This window comes from Paraburkholderia sp. AV2, from assembly GCF_054968425.1.
This window is the reverse complement of the sequence record NZ_JBANLK010000003.1, coordinates 72,856-91,645: the sequence shown is the minus strand read 5'-3', so window position 1 is coordinate 91,645 and position 18,790 is coordinate 72,856. Positions and strand designations below refer to the sequence as shown.

The 18,790-nt window shown below is 62.8% G+C and carries 19 protein-coding genes and 1 pseudogene; 9 read left to right on the top strand and 11 right to left on the bottom strand.

The features are described from left to right. Positions 1-7: 7 nt before the first annotated feature. The 3 genes and pseudogenes from V8683_RS03325 to V8683_RS03315 all read left to right on the top strand — a co-directional run. Positions 8-177: pseudogene (locus V8683_RS03325) on the top strand (transcriptional regulator); the annotation flags it as partial. Positions 178-287: 110 nt separating this feature from the next. Further along, entirely contained in the window at positions 288-836 is a 549-nt protein-coding gene (locus tag V8683_RS03320; RefSeq protein WP_411192428.1) for a carboxymuconolactone decarboxylase family protein, read from the top strand. 49 nt (positions 837-885) lie between these two features. Further along, positions 886-1,065 (top strand): hypothetical protein, encoded by a 180-nt coding sequence (locus V8683_RS03315; protein WP_411192427.1) that lies wholly within the window; start codon positions 886-888, stop codon positions 1,063-1,065. A gap of 65 nt (positions 1,066-1,130) precedes the next feature. On the opposite strand, the gene V8683_RS03310 is transcribed toward V8683_RS03315, so the two are convergent. Further along, on the bottom strand, positions 1,131-1,886 hold the full coding sequence (locus V8683_RS03310) for a glutamine amidotransferase (protein WP_411192426.1): 756 nt from the start codon (positions 1,884-1,886) through the stop codon (positions 1,131-1,133). 206 nt (positions 1,887-2,092) lie between these two features. Between V8683_RS03310 and V8683_RS03305 the strand changes: the two genes are divergently transcribed. The 6 genes from V8683_RS03305 to V8683_RS03280 all read left to right on the top strand — a co-directional run bounded on the left by V8683_RS03305 (position 2,093) and on the right by V8683_RS03280 (position 8,453). Then, the gene (locus V8683_RS03305) at positions 2,093-2,695 is read left to right on the top strand and encodes an amino acid synthesis family protein (protein WP_411192425.1); all 603 of its coding nucleotides are present in this window, start codon (positions 2,093-2,095) and stop codon (positions 2,693-2,695) included. Then, entirely contained in the window at positions 2,664-3,482 is an 819-nt protein-coding gene (locus V8683_RS03300) for an alpha/beta fold hydrolase (RefSeq protein WP_411192424.1), read from the top strand. Before V8683_RS03305 ends, V8683_RS03300 begins: the two co-directional genes overlap by 32 nt. A gap of 1 nt (position 3,483) precedes the next feature. Next, entirely contained in the window at positions 3,484-4,404 is a 921-nt protein-coding gene (locus tag V8683_RS03295; protein ID WP_411192423.1) for a flavin reductase, read from the top strand. 11 nt (positions 4,405-4,415) lie between these two features. Next, positions 4,416-5,453 carry an LLM class flavin-dependent oxidoreductase gene (locus tag V8683_RS03290; protein ID WP_411192422.1) on the top strand — a complete coding sequence of 346 codons (1,038 nt, stop codon included), beginning with the start codon at positions 4,416-4,418 and terminating at the stop codon, positions 5,451-5,453. A gap of 12 nt (positions 5,454-5,465) precedes the next feature. Continuing rightward, the gene (locus V8683_RS03285) at positions 5,466-6,935 is read left to right on the top strand and encodes an aldehyde dehydrogenase (protein WP_411192421.1); all 1,470 of its coding nucleotides are present in this window, start codon (positions 5,466-5,468) and stop codon (positions 6,933-6,935) included. Positions 6,936-7,037: 102 nt separating this feature from the next. Further along, a complete protein-coding gene (locus tag V8683_RS03280) occupies positions 7,038-8,453 on the top strand; it encodes a purine-cytosine permease family protein (protein ID WP_411192420.1) in 1,416 nt (471 codons plus the stop codon). Positions 8,454-8,507: 54 nt separating this feature from the next. Here V8683_RS03280 and V8683_RS03275 read toward each other — a convergent pair whose 3' ends face one another. The 10 genes from V8683_RS03275 to V8683_RS03230 all read right to left on the bottom strand — a co-directional run bounded on the left by V8683_RS03275 (position 8,508) and on the right by V8683_RS03230 (position 18,560). After that, positions 8,508-10,091 (bottom strand): methyl-accepting chemotaxis protein, encoded by a 1,584-nt coding sequence (locus tag V8683_RS03275; protein ID WP_411192419.1) that lies wholly within the window; start codon positions 10,089-10,091, stop codon positions 8,508-8,510. A gap of 43 nt (positions 10,092-10,134) precedes the next feature. After that, positions 10,135-11,595 carry an NAD-dependent succinate-semialdehyde dehydrogenase gene (locus V8683_RS03270; RefSeq protein ID WP_411192418.1) on the bottom strand — a complete coding sequence of 487 codons (1,461 nt, stop codon included), beginning with the start codon at positions 11,593-11,595 and terminating at the stop codon, positions 10,135-10,137. A gap of 82 nt (positions 11,596-11,677) precedes the next feature. Further along, positions 11,678-12,385, bottom strand: a complete 708-nt coding sequence (locus V8683_RS03265) for a GntR family transcriptional regulator (RefSeq protein ID WP_411192417.1) — start codon at positions 12,383-12,385, stop codon at positions 11,678-11,680. A gap of 11 nt (positions 12,386-12,396) precedes the next feature. Beyond that, positions 12,397-13,485: an ABC transporter ATP-binding protein gene (locus tag V8683_RS03260; protein WP_411192416.1), complete on the bottom strand. Its 1,089-nt coding sequence runs from the start codon at positions 13,483-13,485 to the stop codon at positions 12,397-12,399. 15 nt (positions 13,486-13,500) lie between these two features. Next, entirely contained in the window at positions 13,501-14,295 is a 795-nt protein-coding gene (locus V8683_RS03255; protein WP_411192415.1) for an ABC transporter permease, read from the bottom strand. A gap of 1 nt (position 14,296) precedes the next feature. Then, complete coding sequence (locus V8683_RS03250; protein WP_411192414.1) at positions 14,297-15,181, bottom strand: ABC transporter permease; 885 nt, start codon at positions 15,179-15,181, stop codon at positions 14,297-14,299. An 81-nt stretch (positions 15,182-15,262) separates the two neighbouring features. Further along, on the bottom strand, positions 15,263-16,294 hold the full coding sequence (locus V8683_RS03245) for an ABC transporter substrate-binding protein (RefSeq protein WP_411192413.1): 1,032 nt from the start codon (positions 16,292-16,294) through the stop codon (positions 15,263-15,265). Between the two features lie 75 nt (positions 16,295-16,369). Further along, complete coding sequence (locus V8683_RS03240; RefSeq protein WP_411192412.1) at positions 16,370-16,684, bottom strand: NIPSNAP family protein; 315 nt, start codon at positions 16,682-16,684, stop codon at positions 16,370-16,372. 45 nt (positions 16,685-16,729) lie between these two features. Beyond that, a complete protein-coding gene (locus V8683_RS03235; RefSeq protein WP_411192411.1) occupies positions 16,730-17,686 on the bottom strand; it encodes a flavin reductase family protein in 957 nt (318 codons plus the stop codon). Next, complete coding sequence (locus V8683_RS03230; protein ID WP_411192410.1) at positions 17,679-18,560, bottom strand: alpha/beta fold hydrolase; 882 nt, start codon at positions 18,558-18,560, stop codon at positions 17,679-17,681. The genes V8683_RS03235 and V8683_RS03230 overlap by 8 nt, the downstream gene beginning before the upstream one ends. Between the last annotated feature and the right edge of the window lie 230 nt (positions 18,561-18,790).

Genomic DNA, 18,790 nt, shown 5'->3' with positions numbered 1-18,790 from the left:
GCGGGAGCCAATGGGCTTCATCAACGACGGCGCGGTACTCGACTACTTCTCGATGATCACCACGGTCGGAACGCCGTTGACTGTCGCTGCGCAGGAACTGCGGATCGAATGCCTGTTTCCGCCGACGACGAAACCGAAACGCGGCACCTCGCCTTGCTCGATCTGGCCCGCGAATAATTCGACTTGCTGATTACCTGCCATGTAATTGGCAGACCTCGCGCCGCTCACTAACCTGTGCCTGTCGCTTGACCGATCTCAACGATACCTTCCACGCTCAAGGAAACATCATGGCTCACTTCCCCATCTATAGGCTCGACTCCGCACCCGAACAATCGAAGCCCGCGATGAACGGCCTCGCTCAGGCCTTCGGCATGGTGCCCAACATTGCCGGCGCCATCGCCGGCTCGCCGAAGCTGATCAATGGCCTTGTCGGCGTGTTCCAGCAGGTGCATGGCGGCAACTTCACCGAAGCTCAGGTCCAGGTGCTGCTGCTCACCAACGCGGTGACCAACGGCTCCGCGTGGCCGGTCGCCTTCCACTCGTTCCTCGCGCTCAAGGAAGGTCTGAGCGAGGCCGACGTGCAGGCGATCCGCGAACGCCGCTTCCCGCAGGACCTCAAGTTTGCGGCGCTGTCACGCCTCGCCCGCACGCTGATCGAAAAGCGCGGCCGCGTCGACGATCACGACATCGCTTCGTTTACCGAAGCAGGCTTCGACCCGGCGCGGGTGCTCGACGTCATCCTCGTGGTTGCCGCCTCGACAATGACGAACTACACCGCGAGCGTCGCCCGGTTGCCGCTGGAAGAGAGGTTCCAGCCCTACGCCTGGCAAGCCTGAGGCCGGAGCGTTGAGGGTCCGGCCGCCATCTATCCATTGGAGAATTCAAGTGCATAACCTTCGCAACAGGGCGCTCTTTCATCCCCGGATAGCAGCGGCCGCGGTCTATCTCGCCGAGGTCATGACGAGTGTCGACTCGAGTATCGGCGGCGCATTGATCGTGGTGGCCGGCGGGCTCGCGCTCCAGCTCTATCGCAAGTTCACGCGATGCCATTGCTGCGTCCCGTAGCGCGCCATTCCGGCGCCCGGTACCCCGGCATCCCCAACGTTTAACCCTTCGAGATCACGCTGCTCTTATTCAGTCATCCGAAGGAGACGCGCGTTGCATATCTTCGCAAACGCGGGCAACAATCCTCCCGCCTCGGGCGTCTCCCGAACCTGCCGGGCAAGCCGTAACGGGTCCTGTCCTTCTTTTCGCAGCGTGTCTTCGTAGGTCTCGATGTAGAAGCGCATGGCAGCCATTGGAAACTCGGGATGAAATTGCACGCCCCACGCGTTCTCCCCGACACGATAAGCCTGATGGGGATCGGCCTCCGATCCCGCCAGCAGGACGGCTTGTTCGGGTAAGCGCATGACAGACTGCCAATGAACCGACTGCGCAAAAAACTGCTGCGGTAATCCGGCAAACAGCGGGTCGTTATCGGAAATCGCGTGACGTCCCACCGATATCGTTCCAACCTCGGCCCCCTCGGGCCGTGCAGCCACACACCCGCCCAGTGCATCGGCCAGCAATTGATGCCCGTAGCGGACACCCAGCACGGGAAGCCCGGCGCCCACCGCCTGTCGCAGCCATAGTCGCAGACGCTCGCTCCACGGCTGTCGAGCCGTGACCATACACGCGGAGCCGGTCAGAATCACGCCGGCTAGCGCGGCCGGCTCGGGCAGCGCACCTTCGCCTCGCGCATTCCAGATCTGCACCGGCATACCGTGATCAATGACGGCCTGCTGAAACCAGTCCTCGAAATCTCCCGCCGCCGCAGATAGCTCGGGGAAAGTCGAATCGAGCTTGAATATGGCCAGCGGTCGAGTCGGCGAAGCAATCGCAGACATAAAAAATCCCTACCCATGAGAAGAACAAGCCAGGCGCCCGATACGTCACGTTGATCGGATCCGCGCCAGCCAGGAGCATCGCATTCTCCACGCCGAAAGGCCATGGCCGTTCTCTGTGAATTCCCTTGCAGGGTTAACGCTTATGGTGTTCCGTAACATGGTATACCAAAATGAAACCCGTGATCAACGTACGAAAGGAACGTGCCATGAGCCTGATTCGCAAATCCGTCCTCCACGTCGAGACCGTCTATGTAGACGGCGACAAAGCCGCCGCAAAGCCACTGAAGATGATTGGCGCGGCAGCGGTCATCAAGAACCCGTGGGCGGGCCGCGGCTACATCGAAGACCTTTCGCCGGAGATTCGCGCGCTCGCGCCGCAACTCAGCGAGTACCTGACGAAGCTCATCCTGGACGAAGCCGGTTCGGGCGAAGCGGTCGAGGCGTTTGGCAAGAGCGCCATCGTCGGCGTGGACGGCGAACTGGAGCATGCCTCGGCGCTGATCCATACGCTGCACTTCGGCAACACCTACCGTTCGGCCGTTGGCGCGAAGTCGTATCTGGCCTTCAACAACACGCGCGGCCCGGCGAATGCGCCCCTGCTCATCCCGATGATGGACAAGAACGACGAGGGCCGCCGCTCGCACTACCTGACGCTCCAGTTCGCCATTGCCGATGCGCCGGCGGCCGACGAACTGGTCGTCGCTATCGGCGGCGCGACCGGCGGCCGTCCGCATCACCGCATTGGCGACCGCTACAAAGATCTCGCAGAGCTCGGAAATGATGTCAAGAACCCTGCAGCTGTCAACTAATCGCGTTGCCCATTATCTCGAACAGGGCACCGGCGAGCCGCTGGTCCTGATTCACGGTGTCGGCATGCAGGCGCTCGCGTGGTATCCGCAGATCGACGAGCTCGCTTCCGGATTCCGCGTCATTTCGGTCGATATGCCGGGGCATGGCAAGAGCGGCGCACTCGAAGCGAATGCCGGGCTGCAGCAGTTCGTGGCCTGGGCGATCGAGTTCATCGAGGCGCTGGATCTCGGCCCGGTCAATCTGGCCGGCCACTCGATGGGCTCGCTGATTGCGGCAGGCGTTGCCGTTACGCGGCCCGATCTGGTCCAGCGCGTCGCGGTCCTGAACGGTGTATATCGCCGCACGGAGGAGGCGCGCGAAGCGGTGCTCCAGCGCGCCGCCGAACTGCGATCCGGAACCATTGACATCGATACGCCGCTCAAGCGCTGGTTCAATGCCGAGGAAGCACAACAGGCCGCGGCGCAGAAGGTCGAGTCCTGGCTAAAATCCGTCGATCTCGCGGGTTACGCCACGGCTTATACGGCTTTCGCAAAGGGCGATGAAATCTATGCCGATGGCTGGCACACGATTGCCTGCCCGGCTCTCGTTCTCACCGGCTCCGACGATCCGAATTCGACGCCGGAGATGGCAAGACAGATGGCCGCGGCAGCCAGCAACGGAACGGCGGTCGTGATCGAAAACGAGCGGCACATGGCAAACCTGACCGCACCCCACGAAGTCAATCTCGCCTTGCGCGCCTGGTTGCAGACCGAGCCGCGGGTCGAAACCATGAAGTCGGAAGCGTGACATGAGCCACGAGACAAAACTCAATACCCGCGAACTTCGCGACGCATTCGGCGCGTTCATGACGGGCGTCACGATCGTGACCACCGCGCGCGAAGACGGCAAGCCGCTCGGCTTCACCGCCAATTCGTTCACGTCGGTGTCGCTGGACCCCGCCTTGCTGCTGGTGAGCATCGCGAAAACGTCGGGCAACTATCCGACGTTTTCCACGACGCGGCACTTCGCCATCAATATCCTCGCGGAGGGCCAGAAGGATTTGTCCAATACCTTCGCGCGGCCCAGCGACGATCGCTTCGCCAATCTGGGCTGGCATCTGAGCGCGAATCACAACCCGCTCATCGACGACGTCAGCGCCTGGTTCGACTGCACCACGCACGCGGTGATCGACGCGGGCGACCACGCCCTGATCGTCGGCAAAGTCGAGGCGTTCCATTCCGCGGGCTACGCCGGCCTCGGTTATTACCGCGGCGGCTATTTCACGCCGGCGAAGGTGTCCGCCGAGGTCATCGCCGGGCCGAAAGTCATCGTCAGCGCGATCATCGCGCGCGACGACAAGGTGCTGCTGACCAAGACGGCGGACAACAAATGGAGCCTGCCTTCGAAGGAAATCGGCAAGGAAGGCGCGGACAAGGCGCTCGCCGAGCTTTTCAACACCTACCAGCCGCACGCTTCGGCAAGTTTCATCTATTCGGCGTACAACAACACCGAAACGCATTACCAGTACATTTCGTTTCTCTGCAGTGCACCGGATGAGTCCGCCGCCACGGGCGAATTCGTCAGCCTCGACGACATCGGGACAGACGGCTTCCAGGACGGCGCAGTGGCCAGCATGCTCGAACGCTACCGCAAGGAAAGCCAGTTGAAGAGCTACGGCATGTATTACGGCGATCACAGCAACGGCACGGTCCGCCCGCTTCTTTCCTGAAAGGTTACCCCATGCGTTTTTCGCTTTTCGTTCATATGGAGCGCGTCTCCGACCAGACCAGTCAAAAGCAGTTGTACGACGAAATGGTCGAGTTGTGCCAGATCGCGGACCGGGGCGGCATGCACGCCGTCTGGACCGGCGAGCACCACGGCATGAACTTCACGATCGCGCCCAATCCGTTCCTCAACCTCGCGGACCTCGCCAACAAGACGACGAACGTGAGGCTCGGCACCGGCACGGTCATCGCGCCGTTCTGGCACCCCATCAAGCTCGCGGGCGAAGCGGCGATGACCGACATCATCACCAACGGCCGCCTGGAGCTGGGCATCGCGCGGGGCGCTTATTCGTTCGAATACGAACGCTTGAGCCCCGGCCTCGACGCATGGGGCGCCGGGCAGAGAATGCGCGAACTCATTCCGGCAGTGAAAAAGCTATGGGAAGGCGACTATGCGCACGAAGGCGAGTTCTGGTCGTTCCCTTCGACGACCTCGTCTCCGCTGCCGCTCCAGCAGCCGCATCCCCCCATCTGGGTCGCGGCGCGCGACCCCAACAGCCATGAATTCGCCGTGTCCAATGGCTGCAACGTTCAGGTCACGCCGCTGCACTTCGGCGACGAAGAGGTCGAAAAGCTCGTGGGCCACTTCAACGCGGCGTGCGAGAAGTTCAGCGACATGCCGCGCCCGCAGATCATGTTGCTGCGCCATACCTACGTGGCGAGCAGCGAAGACGACGCGCAAGTGGCGGCCAATGAAGTGAACGTGTTCTACAACTACTTCGGCGCGTGGTTCAAGAACGAGCGTCCGGTCAGCCGCGGTCTCATCAAGACCTTGAGCCAGGAAGAGATCGACGCGCACCCGTTCTATACGCCGGAAGCCATGCGCAAGAACAACGTGATCGGCACGCCCGAAGAGGTGATCGCGCGCCTGAAGGCCTACGAGGCACTCGGATTCGACGAGTACTCCTTCTGGATCGACACCGGCATGAGCTTCGAGCGCAAGAAGGCTTCGCTCGAGCGCATGATCAACGACGTGATGCCTGCCTTTCAGTGAGGGCGTGATTCCATGAGTGTTCAATTTCAGCTGTATATCGACGGCCGGTTCGAACCCGGCGCCGCGACCTTCGGCAGCCTGAACCCGGCCACGGGCGAAGTCTGGGCGCAGATGCCCGAAGCCCGGACCGGCGAGGTCAACCGGGCCGTGGAAGCCGCCAGCCGCGCGCTGAGCGATCCCGCGTGGGCCGGCATCACCGCGTCGAGCCGGGGCAAACTGCTCTACAAGCTCGCCGACCTTGTCGAAAAGGCCGCGCCGCGACTCGCTGAAATTGAAACCCACGATACCGGCAAGATCATCCGCGAGACGTCCAGCCAGATCGCGTATGTTGCGGAGTACTACCGTTACTACGCCGGCATCGCCGACAAGATCCAGGGCAGCCACATTCCGGTCGACAAGCCGGACATGCAGGTCTGGCTCGAACGGCAACCGGTTGGCGTGGTGGCCGCGATCGTGCCGTGGAACAGCCAGTTGTTCCTTTCCGCGGTGAAGGTAGGGCCCGCGCTCGCCGCCGGTTGCACGGTGGTGCTGAAGGCCTCCGAGGAAGCGCCCGGCCCCTTGCTGGAGTTCGCGAGGCTCGTGCACGAGGCCGGCTTTCCGCCGGGCGTCGTCAACGTGATCACGGGCTTCGGCGCGGAATGCGGCGCGGTGCTCAGCGGCCATCCCAAAGTGGATAAGGTCGCCTTCACGGGCGGCCCGGAAACCGCGAAGCACATCGTCGCGAACACATCGAACAATCTCGCCCGGGTCTCGCTGGAACTGGGCGGCAAGTCGCCGTTCATCGTCTTCGCCGACGCGGATATCCAGAGCGCGGTGAATGCGCAGGTTGCGGCTATTTTCGCCGCAAGCGGTCAAAGCTGCGTCGCGGGATCGCGACTGCTGATCGAGGCCTCCATCAAGGACACATTCCTTGCATTGCTGGTCGAACGCGTTTCGCGCATTCGCGTGGGTTTGCCGAACGACATGGCGACGGAATACGGGCCGCTGTGTACCGAAAAGCAACTGCGCCACATCGAGTCCGTCGTCGCGCGTTCCGTGCAGCAGGGCGCCAGGGCGCTCGCCGGTGCGGAGAAGCTCGATCGGCCCGGGTACTATTACGCGCCCACGATTCTGGACTGCAGCGGCGTTGCGAACGCGGACAGCATCACGACCGAACTCTTTGGGCCGGTGCTTTCCGTGGACACGTTCGCCTCCGAACAGGAAGCGATCGAAAAGGCCAACAGCACGGCCTACGGTCTCGCTGCGGGTATTTTCACCACCAATCTCACGCGCGCGCACCGCGTCTCGAAGCGCGTTCGCTCCGGCATCGTCTGGATCAACACCTATCGGGCCGTATCGCCGCTCGTGCCGTTCGGCGGCTTCGGACGCTCCGGGCACGGCCGCGAAGGCGGATTCAGCGCCGCGCTGGAATATACGACGACGAAGTCGGTATGGCTTCGCACGTCGGACGATCCGATCAGCGACCCGTTCGTGATGCGCTGAGCGCACACCGGCGCGCGCCACTCACCCGCCGCATCGATTCAAAACCTGCGCCATGCCCTTACCGGGCATGGCGCGGCGTAGCCTGGCAATAAAGATGGAGACATGATGAACAACCCGTCGAACGATAACAGCGTTCTGACCATCGAAAGCAATTCGATCGAGTATGTTGCCCCGGAGAATCGGCACGGCAAACCGGTCGACCTCTTCACCCTGTGGTTTTGCACGAACGTCGCGCCATTGGCCGTGATTTCCGGCGCCACCTCGGTGTTGATCTTCCACCTGGATCTGGTGAGCGCCATTCTCGCCATTGCGGCCGGGCAGTTCTTCGGCGCGATCTTTCATGCCCTCACCTCCGCGCAGGGGCCGCTCGTCGGCGTGCCGCAGATGATTCAAAGCCGCGCGCAATTCGGCCGCTATGGGTCGTTGCTCGTGGTGGGCTTCACCACCTTGATTTATCTCGGCTTCTTCGTCTCGAACATCATTCTCGCGGGCAAGACGCTGCACGCTGCCGCGCCGCCGGTTCCCGTACCGCTGGCGACCGTGCTGGGCGCTCTCCTCGCGACGCTGGTCGGCGTGATCGGCTATCACTTCATCCATCGCTTCAACAAGATCGGCGCGTGGTTCATGGGCAGCGCGCTCGTGATCGGCATGCTGCTGATGGCGCCTAACCTCGACGCCCGCGCCTTCCAGCAAGGCCATTTCGAGCTTTCGAACTGGTTTGCCATGTTCGGACTGTGCGCGATCTGGCAAATCAGCTTCGCACCCTATACGTCCGATTACTCGCGCTATCTGCCGGTGTCCACCGGGTTCGGCAAGACCTTCGCCTTCACGTACTTCGGCACGTCGCTGGGAACGATCTTCGCGTTCGTCTTCGGCGTGGTCGCCGTGAGTACCGGTCACTCCACCGACGCGATGCAGGCCATCCGGACGCAGACAGGCCTGTTCGGCTACGTCCTGATCTTCCTTTTCCTCGTCAACATCATTGGCCATAACGGCATGAATCTGTATGGCGCGGTGCTGTCGTTCATCACCGCAGCGCAAACGTTCCGTCCCGAGTGGGTGCCTGGCCGGCGTGTTCGTATCGTCGTATCGACAGTCTTGCTGGTTGCGTCCACCGTGACCGCGCTGTGGGCGTCGAGCAACTTCATCGCCCTCTTTCTGAATGCGATTTTCGCGTTGCGCATCGTTCTCGCGCCCTGGATCGCCATCAATCTGGTCGACTTCTATCTCGTCAACCACCGGCGCTATCGGGTCGCCGAGATCATCGGCAACAACGGCGGCGTGTACGGTTCGTTCAATTTCAAGGCCATTGCGATTTACGTCTTCGGAATTGCGATTCAGGTTCCGTTCATGGAAGAGAGCTTCTTTCATGGCCCCTGGGCCTCAATGATGGGCGGCGCCGATGTCTCGTGGATGGTCGGCCTCGTCGCAACAGCACTTGCCTACTACCTGCTCGCGCCGAACGACGGTTCGCGCTCCCCCAGCCGGGCGCCCGCAGGCGCCACCGCTTCCGAGTAAGCCCTGCGATCTGCAGCCGGATCGTTGTTAGACACGAGCCGGCTGCGCCGCGGTTCATGCATGCCGATCAGCGTGATCGTGGTGATCGGCGAGCACGAACACCGACACCGCACCTTTGAGATCCATCGCCTGATCTTCGAGAGACTGGGCCGCGGCAGCCGCCTGCTCGACGAGCGCCGCGTTTTGCTGCGTGACCTTGTCCATCAGGTTCACGGCCTGATTGACCTGCTCGATGCCCCGGCTCTGTTCGTCGGAAGCCGCCGCGATCTCGCCCACGATGTCCGCCACCTGTTTGATCGCGAGCTTCACTTCCGCCATCGTGCCGCCTGCGTCGTGCGCCTGCCTGGCGCCGTTGCGAATCGTTTCCACCGACGAACCGATGAGCTCCTTGATTTCCCGCGCGGCCGTTGCCGAGCGTTGCGCGAGCCCACGCACCTCATTGGCGACGACGGCGAACCCGCGTCCCTGGTCCCCTGCCCGCGCGGCTTCCACCGCCGCGTTCAAGGCCAGAATGTTGGTCTGAAAGGCGATTCCTTCGATCACCCCCGTGATCTCCGAGATCTGGTCCGAGCTGCCGCTGATCCGCCCGATCGTCTCGACCATGCCGTGTACCGCCTCGTTGCCGGCGTCCGCCAGACTGGATGCGCGCGTGGCAAGCAGGCTGGCCTCGCGGGCGTTGTCCGCATTCTGGCGCACGGTTTCGGTCAGTTGCGTCATGCTGGCCGCCGTTTCCTCTAGCGAGCTCGCCTGCTCTTCGGTGCGCGAAGAAAGATCGAGATTGCCGGCCGCGATCTCACTGGAGGCGGAAGCAATGCGGTCGGCACCGGAGCGCACTCCGGCCACGATCGTCCCGAGGCTCTGGTTCATCGCCTGCATCGCCAGCATCAACTGCCCGGTTTCGTCCTCCGACGTCGCCTGGATGCGATTCGTCAGATCGCCTTCGGCGACGCACGTTGCCACGGAAACTGCCTGTTTCAGGGGACGGGAGATCGCAAGCGAAAGCCACCGCCCCGCGAGGATGGACGCGAGCACGGCGATCAGCGACGCGACGATTACGCTCACGTAAATCGTCGTGCGCAGGGAATCCAGCGCCACCCGGTTGGCCGACATTCGCGTCTGCTCGTAACTGTCCAGCTTGCCGATTGCCTCGATCAACTTTTCGGTGCCCAGATAGGATCCGAAACCTTCGGTGAGCCCGGACAAATCGCTTACGCTCACGCTGTAGGCGTCCACCTTCTTTCGCATGTCCACGAGCGGATCTACGACTTTTCCTAGCCAGGCATCGTATTCCTGCTGGCATTCGCGGCTGAGCGCATCCCCTGCGAGGCTTCGGTCCATCGCGCGCAGTCTCGCCATCTTGTCGCCGAAGTCGCCCCGGTGATCGACGATCCACTGCCGGTGCGCCGCCTTGCCGTTGAGGTTGTTCGCGAGCACCGCCCAGACGATGTTGAGATAGTCGGCCGACCCGTCCTTTAGCAGAATCAGTATCTGCTCCGATGCTTCGATATCCTTCTGTTTCTGGTCGATAGCGCGAACGCTGAAAAGGCAAATACCCGCACTGACAATAAAAGCAAAAATCGCGCTCGAAAACGCGATTGAGATTTTGCTGGCAATGGGCAAGTCTTTAATGGTTTTCATTTTTAGACTTCAAGATAATTGGATAGGTCTACCGCGCCCCCGCTCACACCGCCATGCAGAGGTATTTGACGATCACGTAGTCGTCGATGCCATAGTGCGAGCCTTCGCGCCCCATGCCCGACTGCTTCACGCCGCCAAACGGCGCGACTTCGTTCGAGATCAGGCCCGTGTTCACACCCACCATTCCGTACTCGAGCGCTTCCGCGACTTTCCATACGCGGCCGATGTCGCGACTATAGAAGTACGCGGCGAGACCGAATTCGGTGTCGTTTGCGAACCGGATCACCTCATCGTCGCTCGTGAACCTGAATAGCGGCGCGAGAGGTCCGAACGTCTCCTCCTTCGCGACTTTCATCGCCGGCGTGACGTCCCTGAGCACGGTCGGTTCGAAGAAACCGTGGCCGAGCGCGTGACGTTTTCCGCCCGTCACCACGGATGCGCCCTTCGCTACGGCGTCCGCGATGTGCGCTTCGACTTTCTGCACGGCCGCCTCGTTGATCAGCGGTCCCTGTTCGACGCCGGGCTCCGTGCCGCGTCCCACCTTCAAGCGGCCGACCGCCGAAGCCAGCTTTTCGGTGAACTGATCGTAGACAGCCTCATGAACGTAGAAGCGGTTCGTGCAAACACATGTCTGCCCGCTGTTGCGATACTTCGATGCGATGGCACCTTGCACGGCCGCATCGATATCGGCGTCGTCGAACACGATGAACGGCGCGTTGCCGCCCAGTTCGAGCGAGACCTTCTTGACGGTCGCTGCGCACTGGCTCATCAGAAGGCGCCCCACGGGCGTCGACCCCGTGAACGAGAGCTTGCGCACGATGGGGTTCGACGTCAGCTCGCCGCCAATCGCCTTCGGGTCACCCGTCACGACGCTGAACACGCCCGCGGGCACGCCCGCACGTTCGGCCAGCACGGCCATGGCCAGCGCCGAAAACGGCGTCGCCTCGGCTGGCTTGACGACGATCGTGCAACCCGCCGCAAGCGCGGGGCCAACCTTACGGGTAATCATCGCCGCCGGAAAATTCCACGGCGTAATCGCGGCGCACACCCCCACCGGCTCCTTCACCACGACGATGCGCTTGTCGCTCGCGGGTGTCGGAATCGTGTCGCCGTACACGCGCTTGCCTTCTTCGGCAAACCATTCGAGAAAGGACGCCGCGTACGCAATTTCACCTTTCGCCTCATTGAGCGACTTGCCCTGCTCCGTCGACAGGATCAGAGCAAGGTCGTCGGCATTCTGCGCCATCAGCTCGAACCATCGGCGCAGAATGGCCGCACGCTCCCTGGCTGTCTTGTTGCGCCACGCGGGCCAGGCGGCATTCGCTGCGGCTATCGCTTCACGGGTTTCCGTCGCGCCCATCAAGGGAACGCTGCCGACAAGCGAGCCGGTCGCGGGATCGCGAACCTCAAACGTTTCGGTATTCGCCGCGCTGCGCCATTCACCGCTTACATACGCCTGCTGTCGAAACAGCAGCGGATCTTTCAACCGGGTTGCCAATTCCATGGACTTTCCTGAAGGTGTTTGAAAATGATTCGCGAGACCCGACGTCCGGTGGGCCAGCGAGAAGGAAAGCGCGTATCCGTCGTCAGCCCGCCTGTTTCAGCAGCAAGTGCTCTTGCCCTTCAACCAGCAGCTTCCGGGCGATTTCCGCCACCCGGCTGACGTGCGTGACGGCCGCGCTACGCGCGGCAGCGGCATCCCCCGCGCGTAGCGCCGCCAATATCCGGCGCATTTCCGCAACGGCCTGGCGTCCGCGATCGTCGGACGCGATCGTCAAGGCCCGCAGGCGGTTGATTCGCGCCGTCAACGACTGCACGATCTCCCAGGCGACATGTTTGTGCCCCGCCGTGAACATGCGCTCGTAAAAGGCGGTCGTAAGCGAGCGCACCGCGCCATAATCCTGGTCGTGGAAAGCGAGTTCGATCTGGTCGATCCGCTTTTCGAGGTCCGCAATGATCGATCGATCGGCGAATTGGGCGCAGGCAGCCGCCGCCTCCCCCTCCAGCAGCGCTCGAATCTCGTAGATCTCGGTGGCCCGTTCGAGATCGAGCACGGCCACGATCGGCCCCTGGTTCGCCCGGATCTCGACCAGCCCCTCCGTTTCCAGATGGCGCAGGACCTCGCGCACGACCGTACGGCTCACGCCCAGTTCTTCGCATAACGTACGTTCGACCAGCCGGTCGCCCGGCTGGAAACGGGCGTCGAGAATGGCGCCGCGCATTTTCTCTAGCGCCAGCTCTCGTAACGTGGTGGTTCGGCGCTCGACTTTCAGGGACAAAAACGATTCGCTCATCGCGTGCCCGATCAAGCTTGCGCGAACAGCCGAACGTCGCGCGCGTCCCAGTCGACCCAGGCCTGGGTACCGATGACTATGCCGCTATCGCGATGGTCGCCGGCCGGCATTCTCACCGACACGTCCTGTTCCCAGGGTGTCCTCACCGAGTAGTGCATGACGTCGCCCAGATACGTGATGTCCCGAACCGTCACCGGCAAGCCTGCCGCATTTTTCGCCGCATCGAGCGCGCGAAGGCGGATCTGTTCGGGGCGGACCATCAGCGTGCCGTCGTTTCCCACCGAAAGCGTGGCGTCGCCCGCGGCGGCGACTTCATGGCCGCTCGGAAACACCGCGCTCGATTGCGCTGCGTTGCGTGCCGTGATGCGCACAGGCAGGAAGTTCGAATTGCCGATGAAGTTCGCGACGAAGCGCGAAGCCGGATTCGCATAGAGTTCCTCGCCGGTTCCGCATTGTTCGATACAGCCCTTGTTGAACACGGCGATACGATCCGAAAGACGCAACGCCTCTTCCTGATCGTGCGTCACATAGAGTATCGTCACGCCGGTCTGCTGATGGATGCGGCGCAGTTCGAGCTGGATTTCCTCGCGCAGCTTCTTGTCCAGCGCAGAGAGCGGTTCGTCCATCAGCAGCACGGGCGGATCGTACGCAAGCGCACGCGCGATCGCCACGCGCTGCTGCTGGCCGCCCGAGAGCTGGGCCGGCATGCGGTCGCGGAACTCCGAAAGGTGGACGAGCGCCAGCATTTGCTCGACCTTCTTTTTGATTTCCGCATCGGGGCGACGGCGAACCCGCAGCGGGAAGGCGATGTTCTGCCCGACCGTCAAATGCGGAAAGAGCGTGTAGCGCTGGAACACCATGCCGATATTGCGCTTGTTCGGCGCGACCGAAAGCAGCGGCTTGCCGTCGAGCAGCACGCGGCCCTCGGTCGGCTCCTGAAAGCCCGCGACGATATAGAGCGTCGTGCTCTTGCCCGAGCCCGACGGCCCGAGGAAGGTCATGAACTCGCCCTTGCGCACATCGAGCGAGACCTGATCGATGGCGACGACGTCGTCGTAGGTCTTGCGCAGGCGCTGGATTTGCAGGAATGCGGAAGTCATGGCTAATTACCTCAGTTATCGCGCGCGGCGCAGCACGGCGCCCGCCAGCATCAAAACAGTCGTCAGTCCGACCAGCAGCGAAGACGCCGCGGCGACCACCGGCGTCAGGTCCTGCCGCAGCGTGGCCCAGATGCGCACGGGCAGCGTCTGCAAGGTCGGGCTCGACATGAAGATCGACACCACCACTTCGTCCCACGATGCGAGGAACGCGAAGATCGCCGCTGCGAACAGGCCAAGCCGGATCGCGGGCAGCGTCACGCGCAGCTTCACTTCGAGCGGCGAGGCCCCGCAGATCAACGCGGCATCTTCCAGTGCGGTATCGAAGCTCGACAGCGAATTGCTGATCGAGATGATCGAAAACGGCAAGGCGATGATCAGATGGCCGATGACGAAACCCGTCATCGTTCCGTTCAGTCCAATGCGAAGAAAGAATGCATAGAGAGCCACCGCCAGCACCACGACGGGCAGCACCATCGGCGTGAGGAAGAACGCCTTCACGACGTTGCGCCCGCGAAACTTGCCCCGCACCAGCGCGAGCGAGGCGAGAAAACCGATCAGCACGGACAGCGCCGTCACGATCACCGCGAGTTTTGCGCTCGTCAGCAGCGAATCCAGCCAGCCCGGATCCGTGAACAACTGGCGATACCACTCCAGCGTCCAGCCCGGCGGCGGAAAGATCAGCCACTGCGAATCGCCGAACGACAAAGCGACGATAAACACGATGGGAAGCAGAAGAAACAGGGCGACGGCAGCGCCGATAGCCAGCAGCGCCCAGCGCAGCGCGCCCAGACGGTCGAAGTCGAGCAACATGTCAGTGGCCTCCGGTAGTGGCGCGCGCGCCGCCCGTGAAGCGCAGTTGCAGCGCATAGAGCGAGAGCGTCACGGCGAGCAGGACGAAGGCGGCCGCGCCGGCCAGCCCCCAGTTCAGCAGTTCCTGCACGAGCTGGGCAACCAGTTCGGCGAGCATCATGTATTGCGCGCCGCCAAGCAACGCCGGCGTCACGAAATAGCCGAGCGCCATCACGAACACCATCAGCGCGCCCGATGCGATGCCAGGCATGGCCAACGGCACGAGAATTTTCCAGAAAGCCTGCCAGCGGCTCGCGCCGCACACCGCCGCCGCGCGCAGCGTCGAGGGATCGATGCTGCGCAGCGTGGCGTGAAGCGGCATCACGAGAAAAGGCAGCATGATGTACGTCATGCCGATCGTCACGCCAATCAGGTTGTTCACGAGCGCCAGCGGCTCGCGAATGAGGCCGATCGCCATCAACATGCGATTGATCGGGCCCGTGGCCTGGAGCAGCACCATCCAGGCAAAGGTGCGCGCCAGCAGGTTGGTCCACATCGAGAGCAGCAGGATCGAAAACAGCAGGGCGCTGAGCCGGCGCGGCGCGATCGCGAGCAGCCACGCCGTCGGAAAGCCGATCGCCACCGTCACCACCGTGACGACGCCCGCCACCAGAAACGTGTTTCCGAACACGCGAAGATAGGTGGAGGAGCCGAGAAGCTGCGCGTAGTTCTGCAGTCCCGGGGTGGGCTCCAGCACGCTGCGCAACAGCAGCGACAGCACCGGCAGCATGAAAAAGATCACGAGGAGCACGATCCCCGGTATCAACAGGCGGATGTTGCGCCAGTCGCGCCGCCGGCGCGCGGGTGTCGCCGGCGGATGGGCGACGGTACTCAGAACGTTGGGCATGGTGTCTCCTGCATCTCTTCAGTTACTGCTATGCGCCGCCTGCTTCGCCGTCGCTACGGGGCACGCCTCTCTCTGCGACGACTATTTCGATTGCCACGCGTACCAGCGCTTCGCAATCGCGTCGCGATTGTCGGCCCAGTACTTCATGTCCAGATCGATCTGCGAGCTCTTGTACTGGTCCGGCAGCGTCTTCGCGACCGCCGGCGGCATCATCGCGGCCGACTTCACGTTGATCGGCGCGTAGCCCGTGTCCGTTGCGAATTTCGCCTGCGCCTCGGGGCTCGTGGCGACGGCGAGGAACTTCATCGCCTCGGCCTTATGCTTCGCGCCCTTCGGGATCACGAGCATGTCCGCGGCGGTCAGGTTCTGGTTCCACGAAATGCCGACCGGCACACCCGTCTGTTCGAGCGCATGCAGGCGGCCATTCCAGAACATGCCGACCGGCGCTTCACCCGAGGCGAGCAACTGCTGCGACTGCGCACCGCCGCTCCACCAGACAATGTCGCTCTTGATCGTGTCGAGTTTCTTGAACGCGCGGTCGAGGTCGAGCGGATAAAGCTTGTTGGGCGGCACGCCGTCGGCCAGCAGCGCGATTTCGAGCACGCCCGGCGCGGACCACTTATAGAACGTGCGTTTACCGGGGAATTTCTTCGTATCGAACAGATCGGCCCATGTCTGCGGCTGCGCGCCCTTGAAGGCCGATTTGTTGTAGCCGAGCACGAACGAGTAATAGAAGCTGCCCACGGCGTCGGTCGTCGAGAAACGCGGATCGAGTTCGTCCTTTTTGACCACGGAATAATCGATCGGCTCGATCAGCCCCGCCTTTTGCGCCGCATAGGCAAAATCGCCCTCCACGTCCACGACGTCCCAGTTCACGTTCCCGCTGTCCACCATCGCCTTGAGCTTGCCGTAGTCGGTCGGACCGTCCATCAGCACGTTGACGCCGCTGGATTGCGTATAGGGCTGCGCCCAGTCTTTCTGTTGCGAGGACTGCGTCGTTCCACCCCAGCTCGTGAAAACGATGGGATCGGCGGCAAGCGCCGGCGCGGCCGTGAAGGCCGCCGCGCACAGGGCGATCAGCGGCGTCATCATCAGAGAGCGTGTGCTGTTCATGTCGGTGTCCGTGGGAATCGGTTGAGTAGCGCTGCGTTGAATGTGGGGATGGCCGGTGGCCTCGACCGTGGTCTCTCAGGCCAGCGGCGAAAAGCGCGCCGGCTTCATGATCTTGTTTTCCATCTCTTCCATCAGTGCCTGAATCTTCGGCGCGAAAGCCTGCCAGGCCGGATCTGCGGCGAGTGCCGCACGACGGCGTTCCCGCTCGTCGAGACCCGGATAGGCCCAGATATGCACGATCTGGTTCTGCGGGCCGATCTCGGAGAAGAAGTAGCCGACCAACTGGCCCAGGTACTGCTTTTGCAGTTCGATGCCCTCTTCTTCCACGAGCTTCAAATACGCGGGTACGGCGCCCGTCTTGATGCGATAGGTACGGATTTCGTAATACATGATTGGGTCTCCTTATTTCAGTATCGGGTGATCGAACGTTACCGATCAACGTGTGGCTGAAAGCGTCTGCACTTGCCCGGCTTCCGTATCGCCGACGTAAATGCCGAAGGCGTCTTCGCTGCGCTCGCGCACATAGCGCTCCAGCATCGAACGCACGGCTTCATCGCGCAATTCGTTCCACGGAATCCGGGAAAGCGGGATGAGGTGGATCGCGTTGTCCATCCACACCGCGCCGCTGTTGACCACACGGCCGCGGTAATAGACCTGGACACTCGCCGACGGCCCATGGCCCGATTCGAACACAGCGAAAATGAAGTCGAGATGCGCCACGAGGCCCAGCTTCGCCAGCACCCCGCGCAGGCTCGCCGCATCGCTTTCGGGTTCGAGCTTGACGCCCGTGGGCAGTTGCAGGCCGTCTTTCGTTTCGAGCAGCACAAGGCCGTCGCGGTGTTCGAGAATCGCCCCCACCTGGGCGCGTGCGCCGGTCGCCGCCAGGGCGTCCTGCGAGAGGCTGAAATTCACGTAGGCGCCCCGGCAATAGCCCAGCGGCGACGAGTTCGTATGAACGAAATCGACAACACGTCCGATCAGGATGATGTGATCGCCCGCATCGACAACGTCGTGCGTCTTGCAATCGAACGTGGCCGCCGCGCCGTCCATCACCGGCGCTCCCGTTGCGCGGGCGCGCCATGCCACCTGCGCGAACTTGTCGGGCGACTTCGAGGCGAATACGCCGGACACCGCCTTCTGGTCCTCCGCCAGCACGCTTACCGCAAAGTGATCGGTGCGGGAGAAGACCGCATGGCTCGATGCGGTTTTGGCGATGCATACGAGAATCAGCGGCGGATCGAGCGACACCGAGGCAAACGAGTTGGCCGTGAAGCCTCGCGGGGAACCGTCCTGCTGGATCGTGGTAACGACCGTCACGCCGGTGACAAATGCGCCCAGCGCACGGCGAAATTCAAGCGTGTCGAAACCCGTTTCGATGATCGGCTCAGGCATCGCATCCTCCAGCGTTCGGTGGGTTTGCCGCGCCGGGCTCCGTTGCTGCGGCGAAAAAGGCGAGCAGGCGCTCGTTCGTTTGTTCTGGATCGCTAACGGTCATCATGTGACGCGCGTTCGCAATGACCTCGGCACGACCGAACGGCGCGGCCGCAGCCATCTTGTGCGACATGTCCGGACTCGAGTTCGGATCGCAGGCGCCGGTCAGGAACAATGCCGGCACGGACAGATTCGTCAAACGGCCCACGTGAACATCGTCCGAACAGGCGAAGAGACGGTAAGTCCGCGCATAGCCGACCGGATTGACGGACAGCAGCAGATGGCGCACCGCTTGCGCGGCCCGGGTCAGGTGCGCGGGCACCGGGTCGCCGAACCAGCGTTCGAGCGTGGCGTCGACGCCCGTATCGAGCGGCGCTTCGCCCAGCGTCCCAGCGCGCGACATCACTGCTTCGCGCTGGGCGGGCGTGCGGTCGTAGACCGCATTCAGCGCGGCCACGCTCAGCGTGCGCGGCGCGCGCGTCAGGGCGAACTCCAGCGCGACGAGCGCGCCCATCGAATGCCCGACGACATGCGCATGGCCGATATGCAGGTCGCCGAACAGACGGTCGAGCTGGGCCGCATAGTCGCCGAGCGTGGGTTCGTCCGGCGGCAGCGCGCTGCCGCCATGGCCGAGCATGTCGTAGACCACGACCTCATAGTTCGCGGCCGTCAGCGGAGCGATCTGCGGCGCCCACACGCTCTGGTTCATGCCCACGCCGTGGATCAGGACGACCGTCGCCCGCGCTTCGTCCGACTTCGGCGCGTACACGCTGTAGCTCGTGCCTGCCGTGACGCCGCGCGTGACGACAGGCTCCTGCGGCAGATCGGGCTTCATTCGACTTGCCCTGCCTGCGTTCCGGGTACGGACCTGCTTGCCAGACTGCGGACTTCCAACCTCATTTTGCGCTCCAAACCAGCCCGAAAGCCGCGTCGACATCACAGAAGATTATGGTATGCCATACTATGGATGGTCTTGGCTCACGAATATTATGGAATACCATAATGCTTGCGATGCCGGCGGGTGGCATGAATCTCGCCCGCGGCGCGCCGGAGCGCCGTGCGAGG

What these genes read in the sequence shown, in the direction of transcription:
- V8683_RS03265 (WP_411192417.1), bottom strand. Translation starts at nt 12,385, where the DNA reads ATGAGCGAATCGTTTTTGTCCCTGAAAGTCGAGCGCCGAACCACCACG.
- V8683_RS03310 (WP_411192426.1), bottom strand. Translation starts at nt 1,886, where the DNA reads ATGTCTGCGATTGCTTCGCCGACTCGACCGCTGGCCATATTCAAGCTC.
- V8683_RS03290 (WP_411192422.1), top strand. Translation starts at nt 4,416, where the DNA reads ATGCGTTTTTCGCTTTTCGTTCATATGGAGCGCGTCTCCGACCAGACC.
- V8683_RS03305 (WP_411192425.1), top strand. Translation starts at nt 2,093, where the DNA reads ATGAGCCTGATTCGCAAATCCGTCCTCCACGTCGAGACCGTCTATGTA.
- V8683_RS03270 (WP_411192418.1), bottom strand. Translation starts at nt 11,595, where the DNA reads ATGGAATTGGCAACCCGGTTGAAAGATCCGCTGCTGTTTCGACAGCAG.
- V8683_RS03230 (WP_411192410.1), bottom strand. Translation starts at nt 18,560, where the DNA reads ATGAAGCCCGATCTGCCGCAGGAGCCTGTCGTCACGCGCGGCGTCACG.
- V8683_RS03235 (WP_411192411.1), bottom strand. Translation starts at nt 17,686, where the DNA reads ATGCCTGAGCCGATCATCGAAACGGGTTTCGACACGCTTGAATTTCGC.
- V8683_RS03260 (WP_411192416.1), bottom strand. Translation starts at nt 13,485, where the DNA reads ATGACTTCCGCATTCCTGCAAATCCAGCGCCTGCGCAAGACCTACGAC.
- V8683_RS03300 (WP_411192424.1), top strand. Translation starts at nt 2,664, where the DNA reads ATGATGTCAAGAACCCTGCAGCTGTCAACTAATCGCGTTGCCCATTAT.
- V8683_RS03285 (WP_411192421.1), top strand. Translation starts at nt 5,466, where the DNA reads ATGAGTGTTCAATTTCAGCTGTATATCGACGGCCGGTTCGAACCCGGC.
- V8683_RS03280 (WP_411192420.1), top strand. Translation starts at nt 7,038, where the DNA reads ATGATGAACAACCCGTCGAACGATAACAGCGTTCTGACCATCGAAAGC.
- V8683_RS03255 (WP_411192415.1), bottom strand. Translation starts at nt 14,295, where the DNA reads ATGTTGCTCGACTTCGACCGTCTGGGCGCGCTGCGCTGGGCGCTGCTG.
- V8683_RS03275 (WP_411192419.1), bottom strand. Translation starts at nt 10,091, where the DNA reads ATGAAAACCATTAAAGACTTGCCCATTGCCAGCAAAATCTCAATCGCG.
- V8683_RS03240 (WP_411192412.1), bottom strand. Translation starts at nt 16,684, where the DNA reads ATGTATTACGAAATCCGTACCTATCGCATCAAGACGGGCGCCGTACCC.
- V8683_RS03245 (WP_411192413.1), bottom strand. Translation starts at nt 16,294, where the DNA reads ATGAACAGCACACGCTCTCTGATGATGACGCCGCTGATCGCCCTGTGC.
- V8683_RS03250 (WP_411192414.1), bottom strand. Translation starts at nt 15,181, where the DNA reads ATGCCCAACGTTCTGAGTACCGTCGCCCATCCGCCGGCGACACCCGCG.
- V8683_RS03320 (WP_411192428.1), top strand. Translation starts at nt 288, where the DNA reads ATGGCTCACTTCCCCATCTATAGGCTCGACTCCGCACCCGAACAATCG.
- V8683_RS03295 (WP_411192423.1), top strand. Translation starts at nt 3,484, where the DNA reads ATGAGCCACGAGACAAAACTCAATACCCGCGAACTTCGCGACGCATTC.